The organism is Streptomyces sp. NPDC051907 (assembly GCF_040681075.1).
In the GTDB taxonomy this organism is placed as follows: Bacteria; Actinomycetota; Actinomycetes; order Streptomycetales; family Streptomycetaceae; genus Streptomyces.
Window position 1 is genome coordinate 19,134 of sequence record NZ_JBFAYB010000004.1, and the last position, 23,791, is coordinate 42,924.

At 70.8% G+C, this 23,791-nt stretch carries 23 protein-coding genes and 1 tRNA gene; 10 read left to right on the forward strand and 14 right to left on the reverse strand.

Annotated elements, in window-relative coordinates; genetic code table 11:
• Nucleotides 1–175: 175 nt before the first annotated feature.
• The 3 genes from AB0M39_RS03810 to nth all read right to left on the reverse strand — a co-directional run bounded on the left by AB0M39_RS03810 (nt 176) and on the right by nth (nt 3,274).
• A complete protein-coding gene (locus AB0M39_RS03810) occupies nt 176–1,378 on the reverse strand; it encodes a MarP family serine protease (RefSeq protein WP_365359805.1) in 1,203 nt (400 codons plus the stop codon).
• A 47-nt stretch (nt 1,379–1,425) separates the two neighbouring features.
• On the reverse strand, nt 1,426–2,133 hold the full coding sequence (locus AB0M39_RS03815) for a CoA pyrophosphatase (RefSeq protein WP_365359807.1): 708 nt from the start codon (nt 2,131–2,133) through the stop codon (nt 1,426–1,428).
• Between the two features lie 241 nt (nt 2,134–2,374).
• On the reverse strand, nt 2,375–3,274 hold the full coding sequence (nth, locus tag AB0M39_RS03820) for an endonuclease III (protein WP_365359809.1): 900 nt from the start codon (nt 3,272–3,274) through the stop codon (nt 2,375–2,377).
• Nucleotides 3,275–3,503: 229 nt separating this feature from the next.
• On the opposite strand from nth, the gene AB0M39_RS03825 reads away from it, so the two are divergent.
• Nucleotides 3,504–4,178, forward strand: coding sequence for a Crp/Fnr family transcriptional regulator (locus AB0M39_RS03825; RefSeq protein WP_030353254.1), 675 nt, complete (start codon nt 3,504–3,506; stop codon nt 4,176–4,178).
• A gap of 198 nt (nt 4,179–4,376) precedes the next feature.
• On the opposite strand, the gene AB0M39_RS03830 is transcribed toward AB0M39_RS03825, so the two are convergent.
• The 6 genes from AB0M39_RS03830 to AB0M39_RS03855 all read right to left on the reverse strand — a co-directional run bounded on the left by AB0M39_RS03830 (nt 4,377) and on the right by AB0M39_RS03855 (nt 8,263).
• The gene (locus AB0M39_RS03830) at nt 4,377–5,261 is read right to left on the reverse strand and encodes a prohibitin family protein (protein ID WP_365359811.1); all 885 of its coding nucleotides are present in this window, start codon (nt 5,259–5,261) and stop codon (nt 4,377–4,379) included.
• A 195-nt stretch (nt 5,262–5,456) separates the two neighbouring features.
• Nucleotides 5,457–6,287 carry an MBL fold metallo-hydrolase gene (locus AB0M39_RS03835; RefSeq protein WP_365359813.1) on the reverse strand — a complete coding sequence of 277 codons (831 nt, stop codon included), beginning with the start codon at nt 6,285–6,287 and terminating at the stop codon, nt 5,457–5,459.
• Nucleotides 6,284–6,442 (reverse strand): hypothetical protein, encoded by a 159-nt coding sequence (locus AB0M39_RS03840; RefSeq protein WP_365359815.1) that lies wholly within the window; start codon nt 6,440–6,442, stop codon nt 6,284–6,286. Before AB0M39_RS03840 ends, AB0M39_RS03835 begins: the two co-directional genes overlap by 4 nt.
• Nucleotides 6,439–7,308, reverse strand: a complete 870-nt coding sequence (locus tag AB0M39_RS03845; RefSeq protein ID WP_365359817.1) for an NUDIX hydrolase — start codon at nt 7,306–7,308, stop codon at nt 6,439–6,441. Before AB0M39_RS03845 ends, AB0M39_RS03840 begins: the two co-directional genes overlap by 4 nt.
• Nucleotides 7,309–7,634: 326 nt before the next feature.
• On the reverse strand, nt 7,635–8,108 hold the full coding sequence (locus tag AB0M39_RS03850; protein WP_365359819.1) for a RidA family protein: 474 nt from the start codon (nt 8,106–8,108) through the stop codon (nt 7,635–7,637).
• A complete protein-coding gene (locus AB0M39_RS03855; RefSeq protein WP_365359821.1) occupies nt 8,093–8,263 on the reverse strand; it encodes a DUF4177 domain-containing protein in 171 nt (56 codons plus the stop codon). The genes AB0M39_RS03850 and AB0M39_RS03855 overlap by 16 nt, the downstream gene beginning before the upstream one ends.
• A gap of 96 nt (nt 8,264–8,359) precedes the next feature.
• Here AB0M39_RS03855 and AB0M39_RS03860 point away from each other — a divergent pair, with 96 nt between their 5' ends.
• Complete coding sequence (locus AB0M39_RS03860; protein WP_365359823.1) at nt 8,360–9,322, forward strand: ArsA-related P-loop ATPase; 963 nt, start codon at nt 8,360–8,362, stop codon at nt 9,320–9,322.
• Entirely contained in the window at nt 9,319–10,671 is a 1,353-nt protein-coding gene (locus AB0M39_RS03865) for an ArsA family ATPase (protein ID WP_365359825.1), read from the forward strand. Before AB0M39_RS03860 ends, AB0M39_RS03865 begins: the two co-directional genes overlap by 4 nt.
• A gap of 29 nt (nt 10,672–10,700) precedes the next feature.
• Here the strand turns inward: AB0M39_RS03865 and AB0M39_RS03870 are convergent, their stop codons facing one another.
• Nucleotides 10,701–11,045: a WhiB family transcriptional regulator gene (locus tag AB0M39_RS03870; RefSeq protein WP_365360185.1), complete on the reverse strand. Its 345-nt coding sequence runs from the start codon at nt 11,043–11,045 to the stop codon at nt 10,701–10,703.
• Nucleotides 11,046–11,608: 563 nt separating this feature from the next.
• Here AB0M39_RS03870 and AB0M39_RS03875 point away from each other — a divergent pair.
• Nucleotides 11,609–13,870, forward strand: a complete 2,262-nt coding sequence (locus tag AB0M39_RS03875) for a transglycosylase domain-containing protein (protein WP_365359827.1) — start codon at nt 11,609–11,611, stop codon at nt 13,868–13,870.
• 253 nt (nt 13,871–14,123) lie between these two features.
• Here the strand turns inward: AB0M39_RS03875 and AB0M39_RS03880 are convergent, their stop codons facing one another.
• Nucleotides 14,124–14,588 carry a GatB/YqeY domain-containing protein gene (locus AB0M39_RS03880; protein ID WP_365359829.1) on the reverse strand — a complete coding sequence of 155 codons (465 nt, stop codon included), beginning with the start codon at nt 14,586–14,588 and terminating at the stop codon, nt 14,124–14,126.
• A 22-nt stretch (nt 14,589–14,610) separates the two neighbouring features.
• On the opposite strand from AB0M39_RS03880, the gene AB0M39_RS03885 reads away from it, so the two are divergent.
• A complete protein-coding gene (locus AB0M39_RS03885) occupies nt 14,611–14,946 on the forward strand; it encodes a hypothetical protein (RefSeq protein ID WP_365359831.1) in 336 nt (111 codons plus the stop codon).
• Between the two features lie 124 nt (nt 14,947–15,070).
• On the opposite strand, the gene AB0M39_RS03890 is transcribed toward AB0M39_RS03885, so the two are convergent.
• Both AB0M39_RS03890 and AB0M39_RS03895 read right to left on the reverse strand, forming a co-directional pair.
• The gene (locus AB0M39_RS03890; RefSeq protein WP_365359833.1) at nt 15,071–15,907 is read right to left on the reverse strand and encodes a DUF2637 domain-containing protein; all 837 of its coding nucleotides are present in this window, start codon (nt 15,905–15,907) and stop codon (nt 15,071–15,073) included.
• 15 nt (nt 15,908–15,922) lie between these two features.
• Nucleotides 15,923–16,207, reverse strand: a complete 285-nt coding sequence (locus AB0M39_RS03895) for a hypothetical protein (protein WP_365359835.1) — start codon at nt 16,205–16,207, stop codon at nt 15,923–15,925.
• Nucleotides 16,208–16,675: 468 nt separating this feature from the next.
• Between AB0M39_RS03895 and mptB the strand changes: the two genes are divergently transcribed.
• The 4 genes from mptB (at nt 16,676) to AB0M39_RS03915 (ending at nt 20,765) form a co-directional block, all read left to right on the forward strand.
• Nucleotides 16,676–18,181, forward strand: coding sequence for a polyprenol phosphomannose-dependent alpha 1,6 mannosyltransferase MptB (gene mptB / locus AB0M39_RS03900; RefSeq protein WP_365359837.1), 1,506 nt, complete (start codon nt 16,676–16,678; stop codon nt 18,179–18,181).
• 167 nt (nt 18,182–18,348) lie between these two features.
• Nucleotides 18,349–19,689, forward strand: coding sequence for a glycosyltransferase 87 family protein (locus AB0M39_RS03905; RefSeq protein WP_365359839.1), 1,341 nt, complete (start codon nt 18,349–18,351; stop codon nt 19,687–19,689).
• Nucleotides 19,572–20,513, forward strand: a complete 942-nt coding sequence (locus AB0M39_RS03910) for a metallophosphoesterase (RefSeq protein ID WP_365359841.1) — start codon at nt 19,572–19,574, stop codon at nt 20,511–20,513. The genes AB0M39_RS03905 and AB0M39_RS03910 overlap by 118 nt, the downstream gene beginning before the upstream one ends.
• A 178-nt stretch (nt 20,514–20,691) precedes the next feature.
• Nucleotides 20,692–20,765, forward strand: a tRNA-Pro gene (locus AB0M39_RS03915).
• Nucleotides 20,766–20,957: 192 nt separating this feature from the next.
• Here AB0M39_RS03915 and AB0M39_RS03920 read toward each other — a convergent pair.
• On the reverse strand, nt 20,958–23,060 hold the full coding sequence (locus AB0M39_RS03920) for a UvrD-helicase domain-containing protein (RefSeq protein ID WP_365359843.1): 2,103 nt from the start codon (nt 23,058–23,060) through the stop codon (nt 20,958–20,960).
• 299 nt (nt 23,061–23,359) lie between these two features.
• Between AB0M39_RS03920 and AB0M39_RS03925 the strand changes: the two genes are divergently transcribed.
• Nucleotides 23,360–23,746 (forward strand): hypothetical protein, encoded by a 387-nt coding sequence (locus AB0M39_RS03925; protein WP_365359845.1) that lies wholly within the window; start codon nt 23,360–23,362, stop codon nt 23,744–23,746.
• The last annotated feature ends 45 nt before the right edge of the window (nt 23,747–23,791 follow it).

Consider the following 23,791-nt stretch of genomic DNA (forward strand, 5'->3'; position numbering starts at 1 on the left):
CGCGGCGCGGCGAAGGCTCGTACCTGGGACCTTCGCGGCTCGGCTAGGCGCTGGGACCGAAGCTGACCTGGCCGGGAGCCGGCCTCGGCTGTCGGGACTGTGTGCCAGGAGCCAGGAGCCGGCCTCGGCTGTGGCGTCGGCCGCAGCCTCGGCCCGCTCCCGTGCCGCGCCGTCGCTACAGCGCGCACCCCTGGCTGTCGACCTGCTGGTTGGCCGCGCGGCCGAGCTCGATGTCCTCGCGGATCTCGTCGGCCGTCAGTGCGTAGCCGGTGTCCGGGTCGTCCAGGGAGCGGGCGAAGATGACGCCGTAGACCTTGCCGTCGGTCGTCAGCAGAGGACCGCCGGAGTTGCCCTGGCGGACCGTCGTGTACAGGGAGTACACATCGCGGCGCACGGTGCCGCGATGGTAGATGTCCGGGCCGTTGGCGTTGATCCGGCCGCGCACGCGCGCCGAGCGGACGTCGTACGAGCCGTTCTCGGGGAAGCCGGCGACGATCGCGCTGTTGCCGCTGCGCGCGTCGGACTCGGTGAACTGGAGCGGGGGCGCCTTCAGATCGGGCACGTCCAGCACCGCGATATCGCGCTGCCAGTCGTAGAGCACGACCTTCGCGTCGTAGAGCCTGCCCTCTCCGCCTATCTGGACGGTCGGCTCGTCGACGCCTCCGACGACGTGCGCGTTGGTCATCACGCGGCGGTCGGCGAAGACGAAGCCGGTCCCCTCCAGGACCTTGCTGCAGCTCTGCGCCGTGCCGACGACCTTGACGATGGACCGCTGGGCGCGGGCCGCCACCGGGCTGCCCACCAGCGCCGGGTCCGGGGCCTGGACCTCGGTGATGGGCTCGTTGGCGAAGGGGCTGAAGACCTGCGGGAAGCCGTTCTGCGCGAGCACCGAGGTGAAGTCGGTGAACCAGGTGTTCGCCTGATCCGGCATCACCCGGGAGACCCCGAGCAGCACCTTGGAGTTGCGGACCTCCTTGCCCAGCGTGGGCAGCGCGGTTCCGGCCAGCGCGGAGCCGATCAGCCAGGCGACCAGCAGCATCGCGACGACGTTGACCAGCGCCCCGCCCGTGGCGTCCAGCGCGCGGGCGGGCGACCAGGTGATATATCGGCGCAGCTTGCTGCCGAGGTGGGTGGTGAAGGCCTGTCCCACCGACGCGCACACGATCACGATCACGACGGCGACGACGGCGACCGTGGTGGACACCTGGGAGTCGTCGTCCGTCATCGCGTCCCAGATCACCGGGAGCAGATACACCGCGACGAGCCCGCCGCCGAGGAAGCCGATCACCGACAGGATGCCGACGACGAAGCCCTGGCGATAGCCGACGATCGCAAACCACACTGCGGCGACCAGCAGCAGAATGTCCAGCACGTTCACCGTCGCTTGCCTCGCATTTTCGTCGCCGGGTGCTCGAAGTCAGCCTGTCATGCGCGCCAGTCCAGCGGGACCTGCTTGGCCCGGTCCCAGGGCTTCTCCCAGCCCGAGAAATGCAGCAGGCGGTCGATCACTCCGGCCGTGAAGCCCCAGACCAGAGCGTCCTCGACCAGGAACGCCGGCCCCTTGTAGCCGCTCGGATGGACAGTGGTCGCACGGTTGGCCGGGTCCGTGAGATCCGCCACGGGCACGGTGAAGACACGAGCCGTCTCCGCGGGGTCGACGGCTCCGACCGGGCTCGGGGCCCGCCACCATCCCAGTACGGGCGTGACGACGAAACTGCTCACCGGGATGTAGACCTTGGGCAGCACGCCGAAGGCCTGCACGCCGGAGGGGTCGAGCCCGGTCTCCTCCTCGGCCTCGCGCAGCGCGGCCCGCAGCGGGCCGACGGTGGCCGGGTCGCCGTCCTCGGGATCGAGGGCGCCGCCGGGGAAGGAGGGCTGCCCGGCGTGCGAGCGGAGGCTGCCCGCGCGCTCCATCAGCAGCAGCTCAGGACCCCTGTCGCCCTCGCCGAACAGGATGAGCACGGCCGACTGCCGTCCCCGGCCGCTCTCGGGCGGCAGGAAGCGGCTGAGCTGCGAGGGCTCGATGACGTCCACGGCGCGCACGACCGGATCCAGCCAGTCGGGCAGCCCGTCCGTGGAGACGGTCGCCTCGCCGTTCTGGCTCATGTCGTACGTCTCTTCTCCAGCGCGCATCATCGGCACCCCCTCGTGCACAACGCGCCGGGGCGCGGCAATCGTTCCATGATTCGCGGAGCACGGGCCGTGCGCGGTACGGGACGGACCAGGCGCTGTACGGAACCGGGCACGCCAGTCCGTCCGAGACGACGCCCACCCGCCCGTACGGAACCGGGCACACCCGCCGCTACGGACCGGGGCACACCGACCCGTACGCCACAGACCGCCGCGCCCGCCTCGCCCTCAGCCGGGAACCGCCTCATTCGGCCTCGCCCAGCGCCGGGGCGGGCTTGCCCGGGTAGTCCGCCGGCGGGCTCAGCCGCTGGCCAGGGCGGCCGCCCATCTCGTACTTCAGGAGCTTCTTCGCCTTCTCCGGGTCCGTCTCGCCCTCTCCGTACGAAGGGCACAGAGGGGCGATCGGGCAGGCGCCGCAGGCCGGCTTGCGGGCATGGCAGATACGGCGGCCGTGGAAGATGATCCGGTGCGAGAGCATGGTCCACTCGGACTTCGGGAAGATCTCGGCGATCTCCGCCTCGACCTTCTCCGGGTCCTCCTGCTCGGTCCACTTCCAGCGGCGCACCAGACGGCCGAAGTGGGTGTCCACAGTCAGGCCGGGCACACCGAATCCATTGCCGAGGACGACGTTCGCCGTCTTGCGGCCGACGCCCGGGAGCGTCACCAGGTCTTTCAGCCGGCCCGGGACCTCGCCGCCGAAGTCGTCCCGCAGCGCGGTCGAGAGGCCGATCAGCGACCTCGCCTTGGCGCGGAAGAAGCCGGTCGGGCGGATGATCTCTTCCAGCTGCTCGGGGACGGCCGCGGCCATGTCCTCCGGCGTGGGGTACCTGGCGAAGAGCGCGGGCGTCGTCTGGTTCACCCTCAGGTCGGTCGTCTGGGCGGACAGGACGGTCGCGACCAGCAGCTCGAAGGGGTTGCGGAAGTCGAGCTCGGGGTGGGCGTACGGATAGACCTCGGCGAGCTCGCGATTGATGCGGCGGGCGCGCCGGACCATCGCCAGTCTGGATTCCGGCTTCAGGGACGCTTTAACCCGTTTTGTCGCTTTTTTGGGGGCAGGTGCGCGCTGTTCGCCCACAGCGGAATTCTGCTTTCCAGACACGCTCCCAGCCCCCTTGGCCTGCGCTCTCACCGGCGAATTGGACACCCGGCCAGCCTAAGCGCCGCCACTGACATCCGCCCCGGCCACCGGCAATCAGGACCCAATCGGGCCCCTGCCGCACGAACACGCGCTCCCGTGCGTCAAACTTGTTGTGATTGATCGCACGAATTTTTACTGCCGGGGGGTTCCGGAGGGTTGCCCTCCGGACCAGCCAACCGCGGTCCGGCATCATGGGGGCTGATGTCCCCTGAGCAGGTCGACAAGGAGAGAACTCGTGGACGACGTTCTGCGGCGCGCCCCGCTCTTCGCGGCGCTCGATGATGAGCAGGCCGCGGAGCTCCGCGCCTCGATGAGTGAAGCGACGCTCGCCCGTGGCGACGCGCTCTTCCACGAGGGCGACCCGGGCGACCGGCTCTATGTGGTCACCGAAGGCAAGGTCAAGCTCCACCGCACGTCCCCCGACGGCCGCGAGAACATGCTCGCCGTCCTCGGCCCGGGCGAGCTGATCGGCGAGCTGTCCCTGTTCGACCCGGGCCCGCGCACCGCGACCGCCTCGGCGCTGACCGAGGTGAAGCTGCTCGGCCTGGGCCACGGCGACCTCCAGCCCTGGCTGAACGCCCGCCCCGAGGTGGCCACCGCGCTGCTGCGCGCGGTCGCCCGCCGGCTGCGCAAGACCAACGACCAGATGTCCGACCTGGTCTTCTCCGACGTTCCGGGCCGCGTCGCCCGTGCGCTGCTGGACCTGTCGCGCCGCTTCGGCGTGCAGTCCGAGGAGGGCATCCACGTCGTCCACGACCTCACGCAGGAGGAGCTGGCCCAGCTGGTCGGCGCGTCCCGCGAGACCGTGAACAAGGCGCTGGCCGACTTCGCGCAGCGCGGCTGGCTGCGGCTGGAGGCGCGGGCCGTGATCCTGCTGGACGTGGAGCGCCTCGCCAAGCGCTCCCGCTAGGCACGCCAGGGACTCGCTCGCAGCGCCGCCGAGTCAGCTGAACCAAGCTCGATCGGCTAGATCGGCTAGATCGCGAAAGGGCCGCCCCGGCCAGTCCGGGGCGGCCCTTCGCGCTGCTCGGGCCGGCGCTGCCGACGATCAGCGCCGCGTGCGGTCGGCTGAGAAGGTCAGCACCGCGTCCGTACGGTCAGTTCACGGTCAATTCTTGGTGCCGTCCACAATCAGCGGGTTGCCGGAGCCGCCGCCGCAGGGCACGGCGTACACCGGGTGCTTCGCGGCCGCCTCCTTGAAGGCGTCGATGCACTGGTTGGTCAGGACCTTGTCGCTGAGCGACTCGTTGAGGATCTTGTTGGCCTTGGCGATGCCCTCGGCCTCGATCCGGCGGCGCTCGGCCTCGGCCGTGGCCGTACGGGCCGCCTCGGTCGCCCGCTCGGTCGCCTGCTGCTGCTGGATCTTGCGGTCGATCTGGTCCTGGAGCCGGTCGGACGGCTTCACATTGCGCAGGTTGACCGTCGTGACGTCGATGCCGCGGGGAGCGAGCCGCTCCTTGATCAGTTCGCCGATCTCGGTGTTGATCTTCTCGCGGGCGGAGGAGTAGCCCTGCTCGCTGGTGTGCCGGGCGAAGACGTTGCGGATGATCTCCCGGCTGTCCGGGAAGACCAGGCGCTGCTGGATGGCGCCCTCGCTGCCGGCGAGCTTGTAGAGCTCGATGGCCTTGGCGGGGGTGACCGCCCACTTCACGGTGACCTCGACGTACATCACGCCGCCCTGCGAGGAGCGGACCTCGACGACGTCCTTGTCGGAGAGGTTGAGGTCGACGGGGCGGGTGGAGAACGTGGTGACGTTGGTGAACGGCGAGGTGAGGTTCACCCCGGGGTTCATGGGCTGCCCGACCTTGCCGAAGGTGACGGGGACGCCGACCTCGTAGGCGCTGACGATGTGGACGCAGCTCGCTATGCCCGAGAACAGGCCGGCGATCAGGGCGCCGACGGCGCCCAGCTTGAGGGCGCGGTTGTCTCCGCCGCGGGCGATGAAGTACATCACCGCCGCGGCTATGACGAGCACGATGAACAGGACGAACACGCTGCTTCCCCCCAGGGACGAATGCCAGAAGTAAGCGGAGCGTAAAGCATCGGTCAACGCTCGCACCCTGAGGGGCCGCCGTACATGCGGTACGCACAAGCGGTACGCGTCACCGCCTGACGTACCCGCAGTACGCACTCACGGCCTGACCTACCCGCAGCACACGCCTGCGGCCTGACGTGCCCGCAGTACGCGCTAGATCAGGCCGTGCTCGCGCAGGTACTCCAGCTGCGCCCGCACCGACAGCTCGGCGGCCGGCCACAGGGACCTGTCCACGTCCGCGTACACCTGCGCGACCACGTCCGCCGGGGTGGCGTGGCCGTTCTCGACGGCCGTCTCCACCTGGGCGAGGCGGTGGGCCCGGTGCGCCAGATAGAACTCGACCGCGCCCTGGGCGTCCTCCAGTACGGGGCCGTGGCCGGGCAGCACCGTGTGCACCCCGTCGTCGACGGTCAGCGAGCGCAGCCGGCGCAGCGAGTCGAGGTAGTCGCCGAGCCGCCCGTCGGGGTGCGCGACGACCGTCGTGCCGCGGCCGAGGATCGTGTCGCCGGTCAGCACCGCGCGGTCGCCGGGCAGATGGAAGCAGAGCGAGTCCGCGGTGTGCCCGGGGGTGGGCACGACGCGCATCTCCAGCCCGCCCGTGGTGATCACGTCGCCCGCGGCGAGGCCCTCGTCGCCGAGCCGCAGCGCGGGGTCGAGGGCGCGGACGTGCGTACTCGTCAACTCGGCGAAGCGCGCGGCGCCTTCGGCGTGGTCGGGGTGGCCGTGGGTGAGCAGGGTGAGGGCGACGCGCTTGCCCGCCTTCTCGGCGGCGGCGACGACGGCCTGGAGGTGAGTCTCGTCGAGGGGGCCGGGATCGATGACGACCGCGAGGTCGGAGTCGGGCTCGGAGACGATCCAGGTGTTGGTCCCGTCGAGGGTCATGGCCGAGGGGTTGGGCGCGAGGACGTTGACGGCCCGTGCGGTCGCGGGTCCGGAGAGGACGCCGCCGCGGGGCTGTCCGGGAAGCGAGCCGGCGTCGGTCATCGCGCACCTCCGGCGTACGTGGATCCTTCGACGTACGTGGATCCTCCGACGGCAAGGGTCGTGCGCGGGCCGCTCGCCGCGGCGCCCGCAGCCCAGGAGTCCGTCGTCGTCCAGGCCCAGGTGTCCATCGTCGTCGACGAACGCGTCCTCGTCATGTCTCGTCCTTCGTCGGCACATGCTTGGTGAACTCGTCGTGGCCGGGCCAGGTCAGGACCACCTCGCCCGCCTCCAGGCGCGCCTGCGCCAGCACCGGCGCGAGGTCCTGGTCCGCTGCCGCAGCGACGGCCGACGCCGCCGTCCCGTACGCCGTCAGCGCCCGCAGCGTCGCCACCGTCGGGGGCATCATCAGCAGCTCGCCCCGGTCGTACCCGGCCGTCGCCTCCGACGGGCGGATCCAGACCGTGCGGTCCGCCTCCGTCGACGCGTTGCGCGTGCGCTGGCCCTCGGGCAGGGCAGCCACGAAGAACCAGGTGTCGTAGCGGCGCGGCTCGAACTCCGGCGTGATCCACCGCGCCCACGCGCCCAGCAGGTCGGAGCGGAGCACCAGTCCCCGCCGGTCCAGGAAGTCCGCGAAGGACAGGTCGCGCGCGACCAGCGCCTCGCGGTCCGCCTCCCAGTCCGCGCCCGTGGTGTCGCTGACCACCGAGTCCGCGGTCTCGCCCGCGAGCAGGACACCGGCTTCCTCGTACGTCTCCCGCACCGCGGCACACACGATCGCCTGGGCCTCGGCGGGCTCGGCGCCCAGCCGCGCGGCCCACTCCTGAAGCGAGGGTCCGGCCCAGCGGACCAGGTGGTCGTCGTCGCGCGGGTCCACTCCCCCGCCGGGGTACGCGTACGCGCCGCCCGCGAAGGCCATGGAAGTGCGTCGGCGCAGCATGTGGACGGCGGGGCCGCCGTCCGCCGTGTCGCGCAGCAGCATCACGGTCGCGGCCCGCTTCGGCGGCACGGCGGTGAGCTCACCGCTCGCGAGCGCGCGAATCCGGTCCGGCCACTCCGGCGGGTACCACTGACCTTTGGACATGGACGGATGCTATGCGCATCTGTCTCGATGTTCGAGGGGCAGAGGACGACCGATGATCACCCGATGTGGGGGGGTCGGGAACGGCGGCGGCCACCGCGCCCGCCCTCCCCCTCCGGCACCGAGCAGGAACACGAATACGGCCCCGTGCCCGCCGGGACTCCGGCGGACACGGGGCCGTACCTCGCTGACCGGCGGTTCAGCGCCACACCGGCCGAGCGGAGAGCTCACTTCAGCCCAGCCGGTCCCCCGGCCGATCTCCCAGCCGGTCCCCCGGCCAGGTCCCCTGCCGATCTCCCGGCAAGGTCTCCCAGCTGCGCAGAGCTCGATCAGTCCTGGACGATCTCCACCTGGATCTCGACCTCCACGGGAGCGTCCAGCGGCAGCACCGCCACGCCCACCGCGCTGCGCGCGTGCACGCCCTTCTCGCCGAGCACCGCGCCCAGCAGCTCGCTCGCGCCGTTGAGCACCGCGGGCTGACCGGTGAAGTCCGGGGCGGACGCGACGAAGCCGACCACCTTCACGACACGCGCGATCCGGTCCAGGTCGCCGACGACCGACTTCACGGCGGCCAGCGCGTTCAGCGCGCAGGTCCGCGCGAGGTCCTTGGCCTCCTCGGGGGTGACCTCGCCGCCCACCTTGCCGGTGACCGGGAGCTTGCCCTGCACCATCGGGAGCTGCCCGGCGGTGTAGACGTACGCGCCCGAGACGACGGCCGGCTGGTACGCGGCCAGCGGCGGCACGACCTCCGGCAGCGTCAGCCCGAGTTCGGCGAGCTTCGCCTCGACTACTTGGCTGCCCATGGCTTCTCCCGCTTCATGTACGCCACCAACTGCTCGGGGTTGTTCGGCCCGGGAACGACCTGGACGAGCTCCCAGCCGTCCTCGCCCCAGGTGTCCAGGATCTGCTTCGTCGCGTGCACGAGAAGGGGCACGGTCGAGTATTCCCACTTGGTCATGGAGGCGACTGTAGCCGCACGCGCGGGCCGCTCCGTGACGCAGGCCGCACGCAGCCTCGTGCGTAGCGTGCTGCCCGACTGGTTAGGCTCGAATACGTGAGCAGGCTCCAGGTCGTCAGCGGCAAGGGCGGTACCGGTAAGACGACGGTCGCCGCCGCCCTCGCGCTCGCCCTCGCGACCGAGGGAAAGCGGACTCTCCTCGTCGAGGTGGAGGGCAGGCAGGGCATCGCACAGCTCTTCGAGACGGAGGCGCTGCCCTACGAGGAACGGAAGATCGCCGTCTCCTCCGGGGGCGGGGAGGTGTTCGCGGTGGCCATCGACGCCGAGCGCGCGCTCCTCGACTACCTCCAGATGTTCTACAAACTCGGCAGCGCGGGCCGCGCCCTCAAGAAGCTCGGCGCGATCGACTTCGCGACGACCGTCGCGCCCGGCGTCCGCGACGTGCTGCTGACCGGCAAGGCGTGCGAGGCCGTGCGCCGCCGGACCAAGCAGGGCGCGTACGCCTACGACTACGTGGTCATGGACGCCCCGCCCACCGGCCGCATCACCCGCTTCCTCAACGTCAACGACGAGGTGGCGGGGCTGGCGAGGATCGGCCCGATACACAATCAGGCCCAGGCCGTGATGCGTGTCCTCAAGTCGCCCGAGACCGCGGTCCACCTGGTCACGCTCCTGGAGGAGATGCCGGTCCAGGAGACCGCGGACGGCGTCGCCGAGCTGCGCGCCGCCGACCTCCCGGTCGGCAAGGTGATCGTGAACATGGTGCGCCCGCACGTCCTGGACGAGGACGCCGTGCGCAGCGCGGCCGGCGACCGGCGCGCGGAGATCGCCGCGGCGCTCTCCGGCGCGGGCCTGTCCGGCGCGGACAAGCTCGTCCCGCCGCTGCTCGCCGAGGCCGCCGACCACGCCCAGCGCGTGGAGCTGGAGCGCGCGCAGCGGGCCGCGCTGAACCGCCTGGACCTGCCGGCGTACGAACTCCCTCTGCTGAGCGAGGGCGTCGACCTGGCCGGGCTCTACCAACTGGCGAAGGAACTGCGGAAGCAAGGGACCGGCTCATGACCCTGGACGCGGCGGCGCTCCTCGAAGTCGACCCGCTGATCGACGACCCGGGCACCCGCATCATCGTGTGCTGCGGCTCCGGCGGCGTCGGCAAGACGACGACCGCGGCGGCCCTCGGCGTACGGGCGGCGGAGCGCGGCCGCAAGGTCGTCGTCCTCACCATCGACCCGGCCCGCAGGCTCGCCCAGTCCATGGGCATCGACTCGCTGGACAACATCCCGCGCCGGGTGAAGGGCATCGAGGGCGCGTCGGGCGGCGAGCTGCACGCCATGATGCTCGACATGAAGCGGACCTTCGACGAGATCGTCGAGGGGCACGCGGACGCCGACCGGTCCCGCGCGATCCTGGAGAACCCCTTCTACCAGTCCCTGTCGGCCGGCTTCGCGGGCACGCAGGAGTACATGGCGATGGAGAAGCTGGGGCAGCTGCGGGCCCGCGACGAGTGGGACCTGATCGTGGTCGACACCCCGCCGTCGCGCAGTGCGCTGGACTTCCTGGACGCGCCCAAGCGCCTCGGGTCGTTCCTGGACGGGAAGTTCATCAAGCTGCTGATGGCCCCGGCGAAGATGGGCGGCCGGGCGGGGATGAAGTTCCTCAATGTCGGCATGTCGATGATGACGGGCACGCTCGGCAAGCTGCTAGGCGGGCAGCTGCTGCGCGATGTGCAGACGTTCGTGGCCGCCATGGACACCATGTTCGGCGGCTTCCGCACCCGGGCGGACGCGACCTACCGGCTGCTCCAGGCCCCCGGGACGGCCTTCCTGGTGGTCGCGGCGCCCGAGCGGGACGCGCTGCGCGAGGCGGCGTACTTCGTGGAACGGCTGGCGGCGGAGGAGATGCCGCTGGCCGGTCTGGTCCTCAACCGGGTCCACGGCAGCGGCGCCGCCCGGCTGTCGGCCGAGCGTGCGCTCGCTGCGGCAGAAAATCTTGATGAGGGCCGCATTGTGGATCAGACGTCCGGGAAGACTGGTGTTCGTGGCGTCGCGGCCGCCTCTCCCGAACCCCCGGCCGTGGACCACGCTTCCGACGGCCACGCGGCTGACCACCCCGCGGCGAAGGACTCACACCAGACGGACCACACGGACCACGCAGAGGACGACGACGCGCTCGACCACGTATTCCCCGAGGACCACACCACGGAGCAGCTGACCGCCGGTCTGCTGCGCCTCCATGCTGAGCGGATGCAGGTGCTCGCGCGCGAACAGCGAACGCGCGACCGCTTCACCGCGCTCCATCCCGAGGTGCCGGTGGCGCAGGTGGCCGCCCTGCCCGGCGACGTACACGATCTCGCAGGGCTTCGGGCCATCGGTGATCGCCTCGCGACCGGTGGTCGTACGCCGGCTGCGTAGGAGCTGGTAGGACGTCGGCGGCCGGAGGTCTACCCCACCGCCGCGTAGGTCTCGTAGGTCGCGTCGTCGTCGAGGCCCACGGGCAGGATGCCCGCGCTGCGCTCGTACTCCGTGCGTGCGGTCTCGAGGAGTCTGCGCCACGAGGTGACCGTCGGCCGCCTGCGCAACAGCGCACGCCGCTCCCGCTCGGTCATTCCGCCCCACACGCCGAACTCGACGCGGTTGTCGAGCGCATCGGCCAGGCACTCGGTCCGCACCGGGCATCCGGTGCACACCGCCTTGGCCCTGTTCTGCGCTGCACCTTGTACGAACAGTTCATCCGGATCGGTAGTGCGGCAGGCTGCCTGCGCACTCCAGTCGGTTACCCAGCCCATGCCGGCGCCGTCCTCTCCCGAATCGAGGCTCCCCCACGGCGGCAGCGGCATATTCACCGCTGCCAGTTGAGGACGTTACGGAAGGCAGGCACAGCGCAACACCCCCGTGGGGCCCAATCTTGAATGGCCCGAACGGACTATGCGTACGCGGCAGATCACCCAGGGGAGTGAGGTGAGGGCATACGAGACCATCCCGACAATGCGGGACGGTTCACTTGGGTCACAGCGGACGCCGGATGGCATACAGGGCGGATTCGGACATGGATCTGCCGATTCGGGTACAGCGGGATTCATGTCAGGTGCTTGATGCGAAAACGCACTGCTGTGACAGTTGAGAGCAGCTTAGGCCAACGCCTATACGCCTGTCCGGCGAATGACTACGGACGCTCACGACCACGGACGCCGATGACTACGGACCCTGATCACTACGGGCGCTGTGAACCGTCGAGGCGGCCGCGAGAGCGCCGGGCGCACCGTCCGCAGATGTCACGGCTTGGTACCCGAACATCCCGAGGAGCACCCGCTCCATCGGAACCCCTCCGGCTACGGATTAGGCTGCCCCCATGCCAAACAAGCGCTCGGGCGGAGGTCTGACCGGGACCCAGCAGGCCGCCAAGTTCCTCGGTGTCAGCGTGCTCGCGGGAGCCGTCCTCGCAGGCATCGCCCTGCCCGCCTTCGGCGCACTGGGTCTGGCGGCCAAGGGAACCGTCGAGGGATTCGACGAGATCCCCGCCAACCTCAAGACTCCTCCGCTCAGCCAGCGCACCACCATCCTGGACTCGCAGGGAGGGCCGATCGCGACGGTCTACTCCCGCGACCGCACGGTGGTGCCGCTGACGGACATCTCGCCGTACATGCAGAAGGCGATCGTCGCGATCGAGGACTCGCGCTTCTACGAGCACGGCGCGATCGACCTCAAGGGCGTGCTGCGCGCGCTCAACCGCAACGCCCAGTCGGGCGGGGTGTCCCAGGGCGCCTCCACCCTCACCCAGCAGTATGTGAAGAACGTCTTCGTCGAGGAGGCGGGCGACGACCCCGACAAGGTCGCCCAGGCCACCCAGCAGACCATCGGCCGCAAGATCCGCGAGCTCAAGTACGCGATCCAGGTCGAGGAGGAGCTGGGGAAGAAGAAGATCCTCGAGAACTACCTCAACATCACCTTCTTCGGCCAGCAGGCGTACGGCGTCGAGGCGGCGTCCCAGCGGTACTTCTCCAAGCCCGCCAAGGACCTGAAGCTGGAGGAGGCGGCGCTGCTCGCCGGCATCGTCCAGTCGCCGAGCCGCTACGACCCGGTCAACGACACGACCGAGGCGACCAAGCGCCGCAACACCGTGCTCCAGCGCATGGCCGACATCCGCCAGATCACCCAGGCGGACGCGGACAAGGCCAAGGCGGCCAAGATCAGCCTGAAGGTCAGCAAGCCGAAGAACGGCTGCATCACGGCGGTCAACGGCGCGGGCTTCTTCTGCGACTACGTGCGCGCGGCGTTCCTCTCCGACCCGGTCTTCGGCAAGACCAAGGAGGACCGGGCCAAGGTCTGGAACCAGGGCGGCCTGACGATCAGGACGACGCTCGACCCCAAGGCCCAGAAGGCCGCCCAGCAGTCGATCAAGGACCACGTCTACCAGAGCGACAAGGTCGCCAGCGCGGTGACGATGGTCCAGCCCGGCACGGGCAAGATCCGGGCGATGGGCCAGTCGAGGCCGTACGGCTTCGAGAAGGACGAGACCACGATCAACTACTCGGTGAACAAGGGCATGGGAGGCTCGAACTTCGGCTTCCCGGTCGGCTCGACCTTCAAGCCCTTCGTCGCCGCGGCGGCCATAGAGCAGGGCAAGCCGCCGACGCAGACCTACCCGGCGCCGTACCAGATGCCCTACCCGGCGTCGATCGCGACCTGCGACGGCACCTGGGTCAACCACGGCGGACAGAAGCTCGAGAACGAGAATCCGAAGGAAGTCGGTCCCTACGGGCTCAGGGACGCGATGGAGATGTCGGTCAACACGTACTTCGTGCAGATGATCGGCGAGATCGGCCTCTGCCCGGTCGTGGAGATGACGGACAAGCTGGGCGTCGTCATGGGCAACGGCAAGAAGCTGCCGCAGGAGCCCTCCACCCTCACTCTCGGCTCCGACGGCATCGCGCCGCTGACGATGGCGGGCGCGTACGCCACGTTCGCCAACCGCGGCACGTACTGCACGCCGACGGCCATCGAGTCCATCAAGACGGCCGACGGCAAGAGCCTCGCGGTGCCGCAGACCACCTGCACCAAGGCGATGACCGAGCGGACGGCCGACACCATCAACACCCTGCTGCGCGGAGTGGTCGACTCCGGAACGGGTCAGCAGGCGGGTCTGCAGAGCCGGGACAACGCGGGCAAGACGGGTACCACCGACGGCCGGAAGAACGCCTGGTTCGTCGGCTACACCCCCGACCTCTCCGGCGCCGTCTGGGTCGGCAGCCCGACGCAGAGGGTGGAGATGGAGAACATCACCATCGGCGGCGTCTACCGCCCGCAGGTCTTCGGCGGTCAGGTCCCGGGCCCGATCTGGAAGGACGCGATGAGCGGCGCGCTGGAGGGCGTGCCGAGCACGCCGTTCAACACAGTGCACATCCCGGACGGCCCGAAGCAGCGGCCGGACGAGGGCGACGACGACGATGAGGACGAGAAGCCCGGCGACAACCGGGGGAACGGGAACGGCGGGCAGGAGCCGTGGCCCGGAATCTCGATCCCGCCGGACCTGATCGGCGGCGGAAACAACCGCGGCCAGGCGAACGGCGGGAACGGCCCGGGTGGGAATGGTCCGGGCGGGAACTTTCCGTAGCGGGCGAGGCTTGGGCGGGCCCGGATTTGGCGGGCTTGGCCTGAGCGGCTCGGCAAGGGCAGGCTCGGCTGAGCGGGCTTGGCCTGAGCGGCTCGGCTTGAGCGGCTCGGCAAGGGCAGGCTCGACCTGAGCGGCTCGACCTGAGCGGCAGCGGTACGCGAGGGCGATGAAGAGGGGGACCCCGGCCGAGATCGGCCGGGGTCCCCCTCTTCATCTCTTCTGCCGCCCGCTCGCGCCCGCCGGGTCAGCCCGGTCAGCCGGCCAGCAGCTGCTTCACCGTCGCGGCCACCCGGCCGCCCTCGGCGCGGCCCGCGATCTTCGGGTTCACGATCTTCATGACGGCGCCCATCGCGCGCGGCCCCTCGGCGCCGCCGGCCTTGGCCTCCTCGACGGCCTGCGCCACGATCTGGCGGAGCTCGTCGTCCGTCAGCTGCTGCGGCAGGTAGGCGTCGAGGAGGACGCCCTCCGCCTTCTCCCGCTCGGCCTGCTCGTTCCGCCCGCCCTGTGCGAACGCCTCGGCGGCCTCCCGGCGCTTCTTCGCCTCCTTGGCGATCACCTTCTGCACCTCGTCGTCGGAGAGCTCACGGGCCGTCTTGCCCGCGACTTCCTCCTTGGTGATGGCGGCGAGGGTCAGCCGGAGCGTGGAGGAGCGCAGTTCGTCGCGCGCCCTGATCGCCTCGGTGAGGTCTTCCTTCAGCTTGGACTTGAGCGTGGTCATGACCTCTTCATAGCCTTTTTTCATGGAGCCGGTCAAAGGGGATTCGCAGGTCGCCGACGACTCGGAACGGCTCCGCGGGCCTGCCCGGAGGGCCGTGTCTGAGCGGTACGAGCGCGCAGCCGTACGGACTGGGCAGAGCAGTGGGCGGCGTTCTGCCGCTGAATTCCGCAGGTCGGCGGCGACGATCGAGCCGGTGCTGGTGTCGCTGTCGCTGTCGCTGTCGATGGACACGAGCGTATCCGCCGCGACCGCGCGTGGCGTGACAGCCGTTCCTCCCCCGGCCGAGGAGTTGATCATTCACGGCATGGGACCCGCGGCCGAAGCTCAACAGACCGGAGCTCAACAGAAAGGCCGCTGACCGGTTTATCTGGTCAGCGGCCTACAACCTGGGCGGCGGTACGGGTATATGAAAGAAGCAGGGACAGCGATCGGCGAATCGATGAGAAAGCGGCGGGAAAGCGCGAGAACGCGGAAGATCGTTATCAAGCGGGATGCCTCTTCGAAGCGCTCGAATCGCTCTTCGCCGCACCGGACTTCGACGATGCGTTCGCGGGGCGCTGCCGGTGGCGGGAAATGCTCTGGCGCGGCGGCCGGGTCAGTGTGATCTGCCGGACGAGCTGCTGGAAGCAGGCCAGGGACGCGATGGCCGGCAGGGCGGCTGCGGCGACGCCGGTGAAGGTCCGCTCGGCCTGGGCCACGCAGAGCATCATCGCGAGGGAGGAGAACAGCAGAACGACGAACCAGGAGTGCGCGGCCCGGCGCTGGTGCAGGGCCGTCCGCAGGATGGAGAGCGAGGCCACCATCCAGGGGCCGTAGACGAGCAGCGGCCACCAGGGGAGCGAGCTGCCCTGCGTGTCGGACCCGATGTGGCGCAGGGGCGCGTACGCCACCATGCCGCCGAAGACGCTGACCATCGACACGATGACGGCGGCGAAGGCGGCGATCACGAAGCTGACGGTCTGCAGCCAGGTGAAGCGGAACCTGCGGGCCCGCACCTTCCGATGCCCGACGGTGGAGCGCCGGATGGGCGGCAGCTCGGCGGTGGTCTGCGTCAGCTCGTCCAGCGGGTCGCCGACGTAGCCGACGCCGGACGAATGCTCGCTGCGCGGCGGCGGGACGGCGGCCGCCTGGTCGGCCGTCGCGGCTTCCTGCAGGAGATAGGTGAGCTCCTCGACCGGGTCCCAGCCCTCCTCCAGAGGGGTCGCCTGGTGCAGGGAGTCGACGGGCCCCCGGTGCCGGCCGGTGGCCGGCCGGGTGCTGTACGGACCGGGGTACCGCTCCTGCCGGGCGAAGGAGATATCCGGGTAGTCGTCATTCACGGAATTCAGCCCCCGTCACGTGCGGGCTGCGTGGAAACCGGAACGCCCCTGGTCGCTCCACCGCCGGCTGAGTTCCTCCTGGGCCGCGTCCAGCAACGTCAGGAAGTCGCTGAGCAGCGACTCGGTGACCCGCAGTTCGACCCGCGCGCCGTCCACGTGCAGAGTGCCGCGGGCGTCGGGCGAGGAGTACGCGGCGGCGGGCGTGAAGGTGTACCGCCCCACGGCCACAGCGCGGGCTACGGGCAGATCCTCCGCCGTCACTCCGGAGCGGGTCGGGTCAAAGAGCCTTGCTTTGGTCATATTCCACTAACGCCGCCACTTCTCCTCCAGATGCGCGGCAAATGAGTGAGCGCGATGTGGCGAATTCTGGACGTATGCGTTTGTCATGAGAGCCAACTGCGACTGGAGCGGTGAATAAAGAGTCGAGCGGTTTGTCTTTTGAATTGCACGCGAACAGAGAAACGATTTTCCGAACGGGGTAGGGGTCGGACGGGGTCGGGGCGGGCGCCGCGGGAGCGCGTCGGCGGCTCCGGCGGGGGGACGCCGGGCCGACGGGAGGAACCGGCGGAGGGAGCGGCCTCCCTGGAGGCCGGGAGGCGGGAGGCCGGGAGGCCCACGCGCCCGGAGGGCCAGTGCCACCCCCACCCCGCAGCCGATCATGCGTTCACTAGCCGGAAGGCGCGTTCGTAAGACTGCCGACATGCGCGGGCCGCTCGGCGGCGAAGACCGCGTCGTCTGGCGGACACCGCCCGTTGACACCCTGCCGGAATGCCCGCCATCCCCGACCACTCCCCCGACCGCTCACCCGTCGGCTCCCCCGACCGCTCCCGCGTCGGCTCCCGCGTCCGCCGCTGCCGGCTGCTCGGCCTGGCGGGCTCGGCGGCCCTCGCCGCCGGCGGGGTGAGCGCGGGCGCGCTGCCCGTGCGGGACACCCTCGCGCCCGAGTCGGGGCGGGCGGCCCTCGGCCTGGTCTGCGCGTACTTCGGTCTCGTACTGCTGGTCGCCGCATGGGCGCTGCTCGGGCGGGCGGTACGCGGGCCCAAGCCGCCGGGCCGACGCTCGCTGCTGCTCACGCTCGCGCTGTGGGCGGCACCGCTGGTGCTGGCGCCGCCGCTGTTCAGCCGGGACGTCTACAGCTATCTGGCGCAGGGCGCGATGGTAGACGCGCGGATCGACGTGTACGTGCACGGTCCCTCCCGGCTCGGCGGCCCGCTGACCGACGAGGTCGCGCCGCTCTGGCAGCACACCCCGACTCCGTACGGCCCCCTCTTCCTCGCCTGCGCGAGGGCGATCGCCGACCTCTCCCGTACGGAGGTGGCGCCGGGCGTCCTCGGGATGCGGCTCGTGGCACTGCTCGGCGTCGCGGTCATGGTGCTGTGCCTGCCCGTCCTGGCCCGGCACTGCGGCGCCGACGCCGGCACCGCGCTCTGGCTGGGGGCGCTGAACCCGCTGGTCCTGCTCCATCTGGTCGGCGGGGCCCACAACGACGCGATCATGCTGGGGCTGCTGGGCGCGGGGCTGGCAGCCGCGCTCGGGCGACGGCCGGTGCTGGCCGTCGTGCTCGTCACGCTCGCCGCGCTGGTGAAGGCCCCAGCCGCGTTGGGCCTGGTGGCGATCGGCCTGCTCTGGGCGAGACAGCTCAGCGGCCGGACTCGTATGCCGCGGTGCACGGCGGGGCTCTCGGTGCTCGGCGTAGCAGCGGCCGTCACCGCCGCGACCACCGCGCTGACCGGCACCGGCTACGGCTGGATCGCCGCCCTGGACACCCCCGTCTCCCCGCAGAACTGGTCGCTGACGTCCTCGCTGGGCCGGATCACGGGCACGCTGCTGGCGAACGCGGACAGCGCCCCGATCGCCGGCCTGGCCCCGTTCGCCGCCCCCGCCTGGCACTTGGCGGGACTCGCCGCGACCGCGCTCGCCGCCCTGATCGCCTGGCGGCGGCACCATCTGCGGCGCCCGCTGTACGCCCTGGGCCTGAGCCTGACTGCGGTGGCCGTCCTCGGACCGGCGATACGGCCCTGGTACGTGCTGTGGGGCCTGTTCCTGATAGCCGCGACAGGGCCGGACAGGGCGGTGCGCCGGGCGTTCGCGGTCGCGAGCGGGGTGCTGGCGCTGGCCGTCCTGCCCAGCGGCTTCGCGCCTCAGGGGCCGCAGGTGGCGCTGGCCACGGCGGGCGGCGCGTTGGCGGTGCTCGCGCTGTGGTGCGCGTCGCGTGTCGCCGCGGCACGAGCCGCCGGGCGGGTCGGCCGGGAGCCGTTGGGGAGCACGGCATGAGGGCGGCGCGACGCACGCGGCCGGCACGGGAAACGGGAGCGGCGCGGAAGACGGAGGCCCGGCTGGAAGCAGCGCGGAAGAGGGAAGCGGCGCACGTGACAGGGGCGGCACGGGAGACGGGGGCGGCGCACGTGACAGGGGCGGCACGGGAGACGGGGGCGTACGGCGTGCGATGGCCGACGAGCACACGCGGACGGGCGCTGCTGGTCGCGGGCCTGGCGGCCGCGGTCGGGCTGTTCCTGGCGACCGTGCCGCTGCACCGGGACTGGTTCGACCTCGGCGTCTACTACGGGACGGTCGACTACTGGCGCGACGGCGGCCGGATCTACGACTACCTGGTGCCCGGGACGCACTATGGGTTCACGTATCCCCCGTTCGCCGCCGTGATCATGCTGCCGATGACTCTGGTCGACTGGCCGAGCGCGGTCGTGATCAGCCTGCTGCTCAACGCCGGCGCGGCGGCGGCGATCCTGTACTGGTCGGCGGCGGCGGTCGTACGCCGGCAGGGCTGGAGCCGGTGGTTCGCCTTCGCGGTGGCGGGCTGCCTGTTCGCCCTGCTGGAGCCGGTACGGGACACGATCAGCTTCGGCCAGGTCAACCTGCTCCTGCTGGCGCTGGTGCTCGCGGACGCGTGGCTCCTCTCCTCTGGGCGCGCCCGCTACGCGGGCTACTGCATCGGCCTCGCCGCCGCGATCAAACTCACGCCCGCGGTCTTCATCGGCTACCTCCTGCTGACGCGCCGCTGGCGGGCGGCGGCCGCCGCAGCGTCCACCGCCGTCCTCGCCACGCTGCTCGCGCTTTGGGTGACGCCCGAGGGGTCCCGGGTCTACTGGACCGAGGCGATGTGGAACACGGACCGGGTCGGCTCGCTGGCATACGTCTCCAACCAGTCCTGGCAGGGCGTGCTGGCCCGGCTCGCGGAGCCGGGAGCGCCCAGCCGTACGGTGTGGGCGCTCGGCGTACTGGTCCTGCTCGCCGTCTGGGCCCGGCGCGCACGCCGGGCGTCGGCCGCGGGCGACGAATGGGCGGGCTTCGCGCTGACCGGTCTGACGGCGTGCCTGATCAGCCCGGTGACCTGGGTGCACCACCTGGTCTGGCTGCTCCCGGCGCTGGCGGTCCTGGTCGACGCGGGCCTGCGCGCGGGCGCGGCGGGCGACCCGCGCCGCCGCCGGCTGCTGAGCTGGGCGGGCGGGATCTACGCGGCGCTGTGCAGCAGCGTGGTGTGGCTGTGGAGCTGGGACGCGACGGGGATAGACGGCTTCCTCGGCGCCAACGCGTACGTATGGATCTCGCTGGGCCTGCTGCTGGCGCTCCCGGCGCGGGATCTGCGTGCTTCCACCGACGGCGCCCGCCCCCTTCCCAGCCCCTCGAGGTCTGCAACGATGGGCGTATGCGCGCACGCTACGGACTCCCCCTCAAGATCACCGCAGGAATCACGGCAGTCGGCGCCGCCGGCCTCGCCTACGCCGCCGGCTTCGAGGCCCGCTCCTTCCGCCTCCGACGGCTGACGGTCCCGATCCTGCCGAGAGGGATGCGGCCGCTGCGCGTGCTCCAGGTCTCCGACATCCACATGGTGAGCGGCCAGAACAAGAAGCGCGCCTGGCTTCAGTCGCTGGCGGGCCTGCGCCCGGACTTCGTGGTCAACACCGGCGACAACCTCTCGGACCCGGAGGGCGTGCCCGAGGTGCTGGACGCGCTGGGCCCGCTGCTGGAGTTCCCGGGCGTCTACGTCTTCGGCTCCAACGACTACTACGGCCCCACGCTCCGCAACCCCGGCCGCTATCTGCTCGAGAAGGCGCAGGGCCGCCACGGCCTGAACGGCAACGCGCCGGCGGTCGGCGTCGTCCACAACCCGTGGGAGGAGATCCGGGACGCGTTCGACGCCTCGGGCTGGACGAACCTGACGAACACCCGCGGCCGGCTGAAGCTCGACGGCTACGAGATCGCGTTCACGGGCCTGGACGACCCGCACATCAAGCGCGACCGCTACGAGGAGGTCTCGGGCGGCCCGGAACGGGACGCGGACCTCTCCCTGGCGGTGGTCCACGCCCCGTACCTGCGCGCACTGGACGCGTTCACGGCGGACGACTACCCCCTGATCCTGGCGGGCCACACCCACGGCGGCCAGCTGTGCATCCCCTTCTACGGCGCGCTGGTCACCAACTGCGACCTGGACACGGCCCGAGTGAAGGGCCTCTCCACGCACCGGGCGAACGGAAACGTCTCCTACCTCCACGTCTCCGCAGGCTGCGGCACAAGCCGCTACACCCCGGTCCGCTTCGCCTGCCCCCCGGAGGCGACCCTGCTGACCCTGGTGCCCAAGGCGGACTGAAGCGCACCCGGGGAGGCGCCTTCCGGGGCTCTGCCGCCGCGCCCGGGGCCCGGGCCACGCCCGGACGACGCGCCGTCGAGGCCCGCCGCCGACCACTGGGCCGCCAACCGAAAACCGGATTTCGCCTCCGGGCGCGGGTGGGCTAAAGTAACCGATGTCGCCGCGACAGCGGGGACATCGGGGTGTAGCGCAGCTTGGCAGCGCGCTTCGTTCGGGACGAAGAGGTCGTGGGTTCAAATCCCGCCACCCCGACAGCTGAAACACCAGGTCAGGGGCCTGATCCGCGAGAGCGGGTCGGGCCCCTGAGTGGTTTTCGGGGTACCGCCTGGACGGCCTGGCGGATCGTCCCTCACGGCTGGCCATTCAGGGGGCGCCCTCACGGCCGGCCGTCGTGGATCGCCCCCTCCGCCGTCTGGACCCGACCCCCTCCTCGCGCGGCGCCCCTCATCGCCCCCCAGGCTGCCGGGTCACACTCCCCAGCCACAGCACGTCGCGCGCTCGGGTCATGGCCACGAAGAGCTGGTTGCGGAACAGTTCGCCGCGTTCGCGTGCCGTTTCGGAGGCTTCCGGCTCAGGGGTGGGGGAGATGGGCGTCGAGGTCGTCGCGTCGGTGTCAGGGAGGTAGACCCGCTTGAACTCCAGTCCCTTGGCTCGGTGGTAGCTGCCGATCTTGACGGCGTCGACGGGGCGGCCGTCGTAGTGCTCCAGCAGGCATACGGGGATGCCCGAACGCTTGAGAAGCCGCTGGTAGTGGCCGATGGCCCGGCCCGAGGGGCACAGCACCGCCGTGTCGGCGCGGGCTCCGGGCGGCAGGGTGTGCAGGCTCTCCAGGAGGGCCTGGTCGTGTTCGGCTGTGGTCGGCTTCGATACGCGGATCACGGCGCCGTCGTGGTACGTGAGGTCGACGTCCCGGCGGCCTGGCGTGCGCAGGCCGTCGATGTCCTCGAAGGAGTCGTCGGCGACGACGCCGAGCGCCGCGTCGAGGATCTCCTTGCTGTTGCGGTAGTTGACGCGCAGTACCTGTCCGCGGTCGCCGCGGACGTCGATTCCCGCGTCGGACATGCGGAACCCGCCGGGGTAGACGGCCTGCTGGCCGTCGCCGACCAGCAGCAGTCCGTTGGGGGCGTCGCCGACGAGAGCGTGCAGGAGCCGTACTCCGACCAGCGTCAGATCCTGGACCTCGTCGACGATCACGGCCGCGTAGCGACGCTCTCCCGCGCGGCGGCGGGCCTCTGTCAGGGCGAGGGAGAGCACGTCGTTGAAGTCGTGCACGCCGCGCTCGGCACGGAGCGCTTCGTACGCCTCGTACAGAGTCCAGACGGCCTGCCGATGCGGTCGTCGCAGGCTCGCGCGGCGGCGTCGGCGGGGCACCGTGGCGTACTCCTCGAAGGAGGCGATGCCGCGTCCCTTGACGACGTAGTCGATCTCCTCCTTCCAGTAGCCGGGGGCCGGGTCGATCTCGGCCAGGCAGCTGTCGCGGCCGACGTGCTTCCAGGCGAGGCTGAAGGCGGTCTGGGCCTTGTCTCCGTGCAGCCGGACCGGGACGCCGCAGTCGTGCAGGAACTCCTGGGCCCAGGAGTGCAGGCTGCGGAAGTCGACCCGGTCGGCCACGGCCGGAGACATGGCCTTGAGGAAGGTGGACTGCACCCGGGGGAGGTTGTTGGCGAAGGTGACGTACAGGATCCGGCCGGTGGTGCGCTGCGCGAGGTGGGCCGCGCGGTGGAGGGCGACGACCGTCTTGCCTGTGCCCGCCGGGCCGCTGATCCGTGCGGGGCCGGCCCAGTTGCGGCGTACCAGGGCCACCTGGTCGGGGTGGAGGAAGGTCATCCACTGTTCGATCGGGGCCTGCAGCGCTTCTTCCAGAGCCGCCTCGCGCAGTCCGTCGAGATCGAACAGCCCGTCGGCCGGCTCCTCTTGAGGCTGCGGGCGTGCCGGCGACGGCGCCGCCTGGGTCACGGAGGATCCCTCGTACTCGGGGAAGACCCGCTCCAGGTGATCGGCGATGGCGCGTACGGACTCGGCGCGCAGCCGAGGGCGTTCCGACAGCAGGGCCGGCCCGAGCTCGTGCTCGCCGAGCAGCCGGATCCTGCCCAGGTGGGCATGGACGCGGTGCCCTGCGAAGACCATGAGGGGCTGGACCGCGACCGGGGACAGGCCCAGGGACGCCACCGCCGACTCGGACGTCCTCGTCACGGCCAGCAGCTTGGTCGCGTGCTCGTCGCAGGGAGCGCCGCCGGCGTAGAGCTTTCCGTCCTCGGGCTCGGGTGCGGAGCGCCAGTCCTTGACGTCGAGGACGAACACACCGCCGGGACCGACCAGCAGCATGTCCGCATGGGCCGTCCGCGTCGCCGGCCACCTGCGGTCCACCAGCAATCGCCATCCGCGCGCGGTCAGGACCAACAGCTGTGCCACGACTCTGCGTTCGCCCTCGCTCGCGGCCTCCCATCGGCGGGCTTGCTGTCGAGCGGCCTGCCACTGCTCTCTCAGCAGCCGTTCCTGTCGCCGTGCCTCCTGCGCCCGTCGCGGCGCCGATCCACCAGTCGCCATGCCCACGTCCCCTCGTACGCAGAGTGGTGATCATAAGACGATCTGCGATCGCGAGACAGGGCGCATGACCGTCAAGCCTCGCCCCTGGCAAGTCCCGCCGCTGCCAGGAGACTTCGGCCAAGGGGTGGCGCTGAACCCGTACGAGCGGCCGCTCGGGGACGCCGAGCCTCGTCGCCAGTGAAAGCGCTCACGCTCGCACCGCGTCTCCCCGCGTTGACAACTCGTCAATTCCCGCTACAGGATTTCGACTTCGTCTGATCATGGACGCATCGAATGGACACTTCGAGAGGATCCGAACTGTGCTCAAGCGGTTGAACGTCGCTGCCGGAATCACCTGCGTCGCAAGCGCGATGGTCATGATCGCCGCGGGAACGGCCAGCGCCGCCGACGACGACCTCAACGTCTACGACGGCGGCACCGCCGTCGGCTTCATCCGGCACATCGACGACGGCGACTCCTTCCGGACCTTCGACATAGACAGCGACGGCCACGGCGTACGCGGCTGGCTGCTGAACTCCCGCGGGGAGACGATCAAGACCTCCTACGTGGGCGGCGGGAGCGGCGCCTACACGACCTTCCAGTACGACATCCTGGAAGGGAGGAAGTACTTCATGAAGGTCTGCACCGTGGACGGATCAGGCGACACCACGCCGATCGACTGCGCGACAGACGAGCTCTACGAGTAGTCGATCGCTCTGCGAGTAGCATCCCGCTCTACGAGTAGCCGCTCG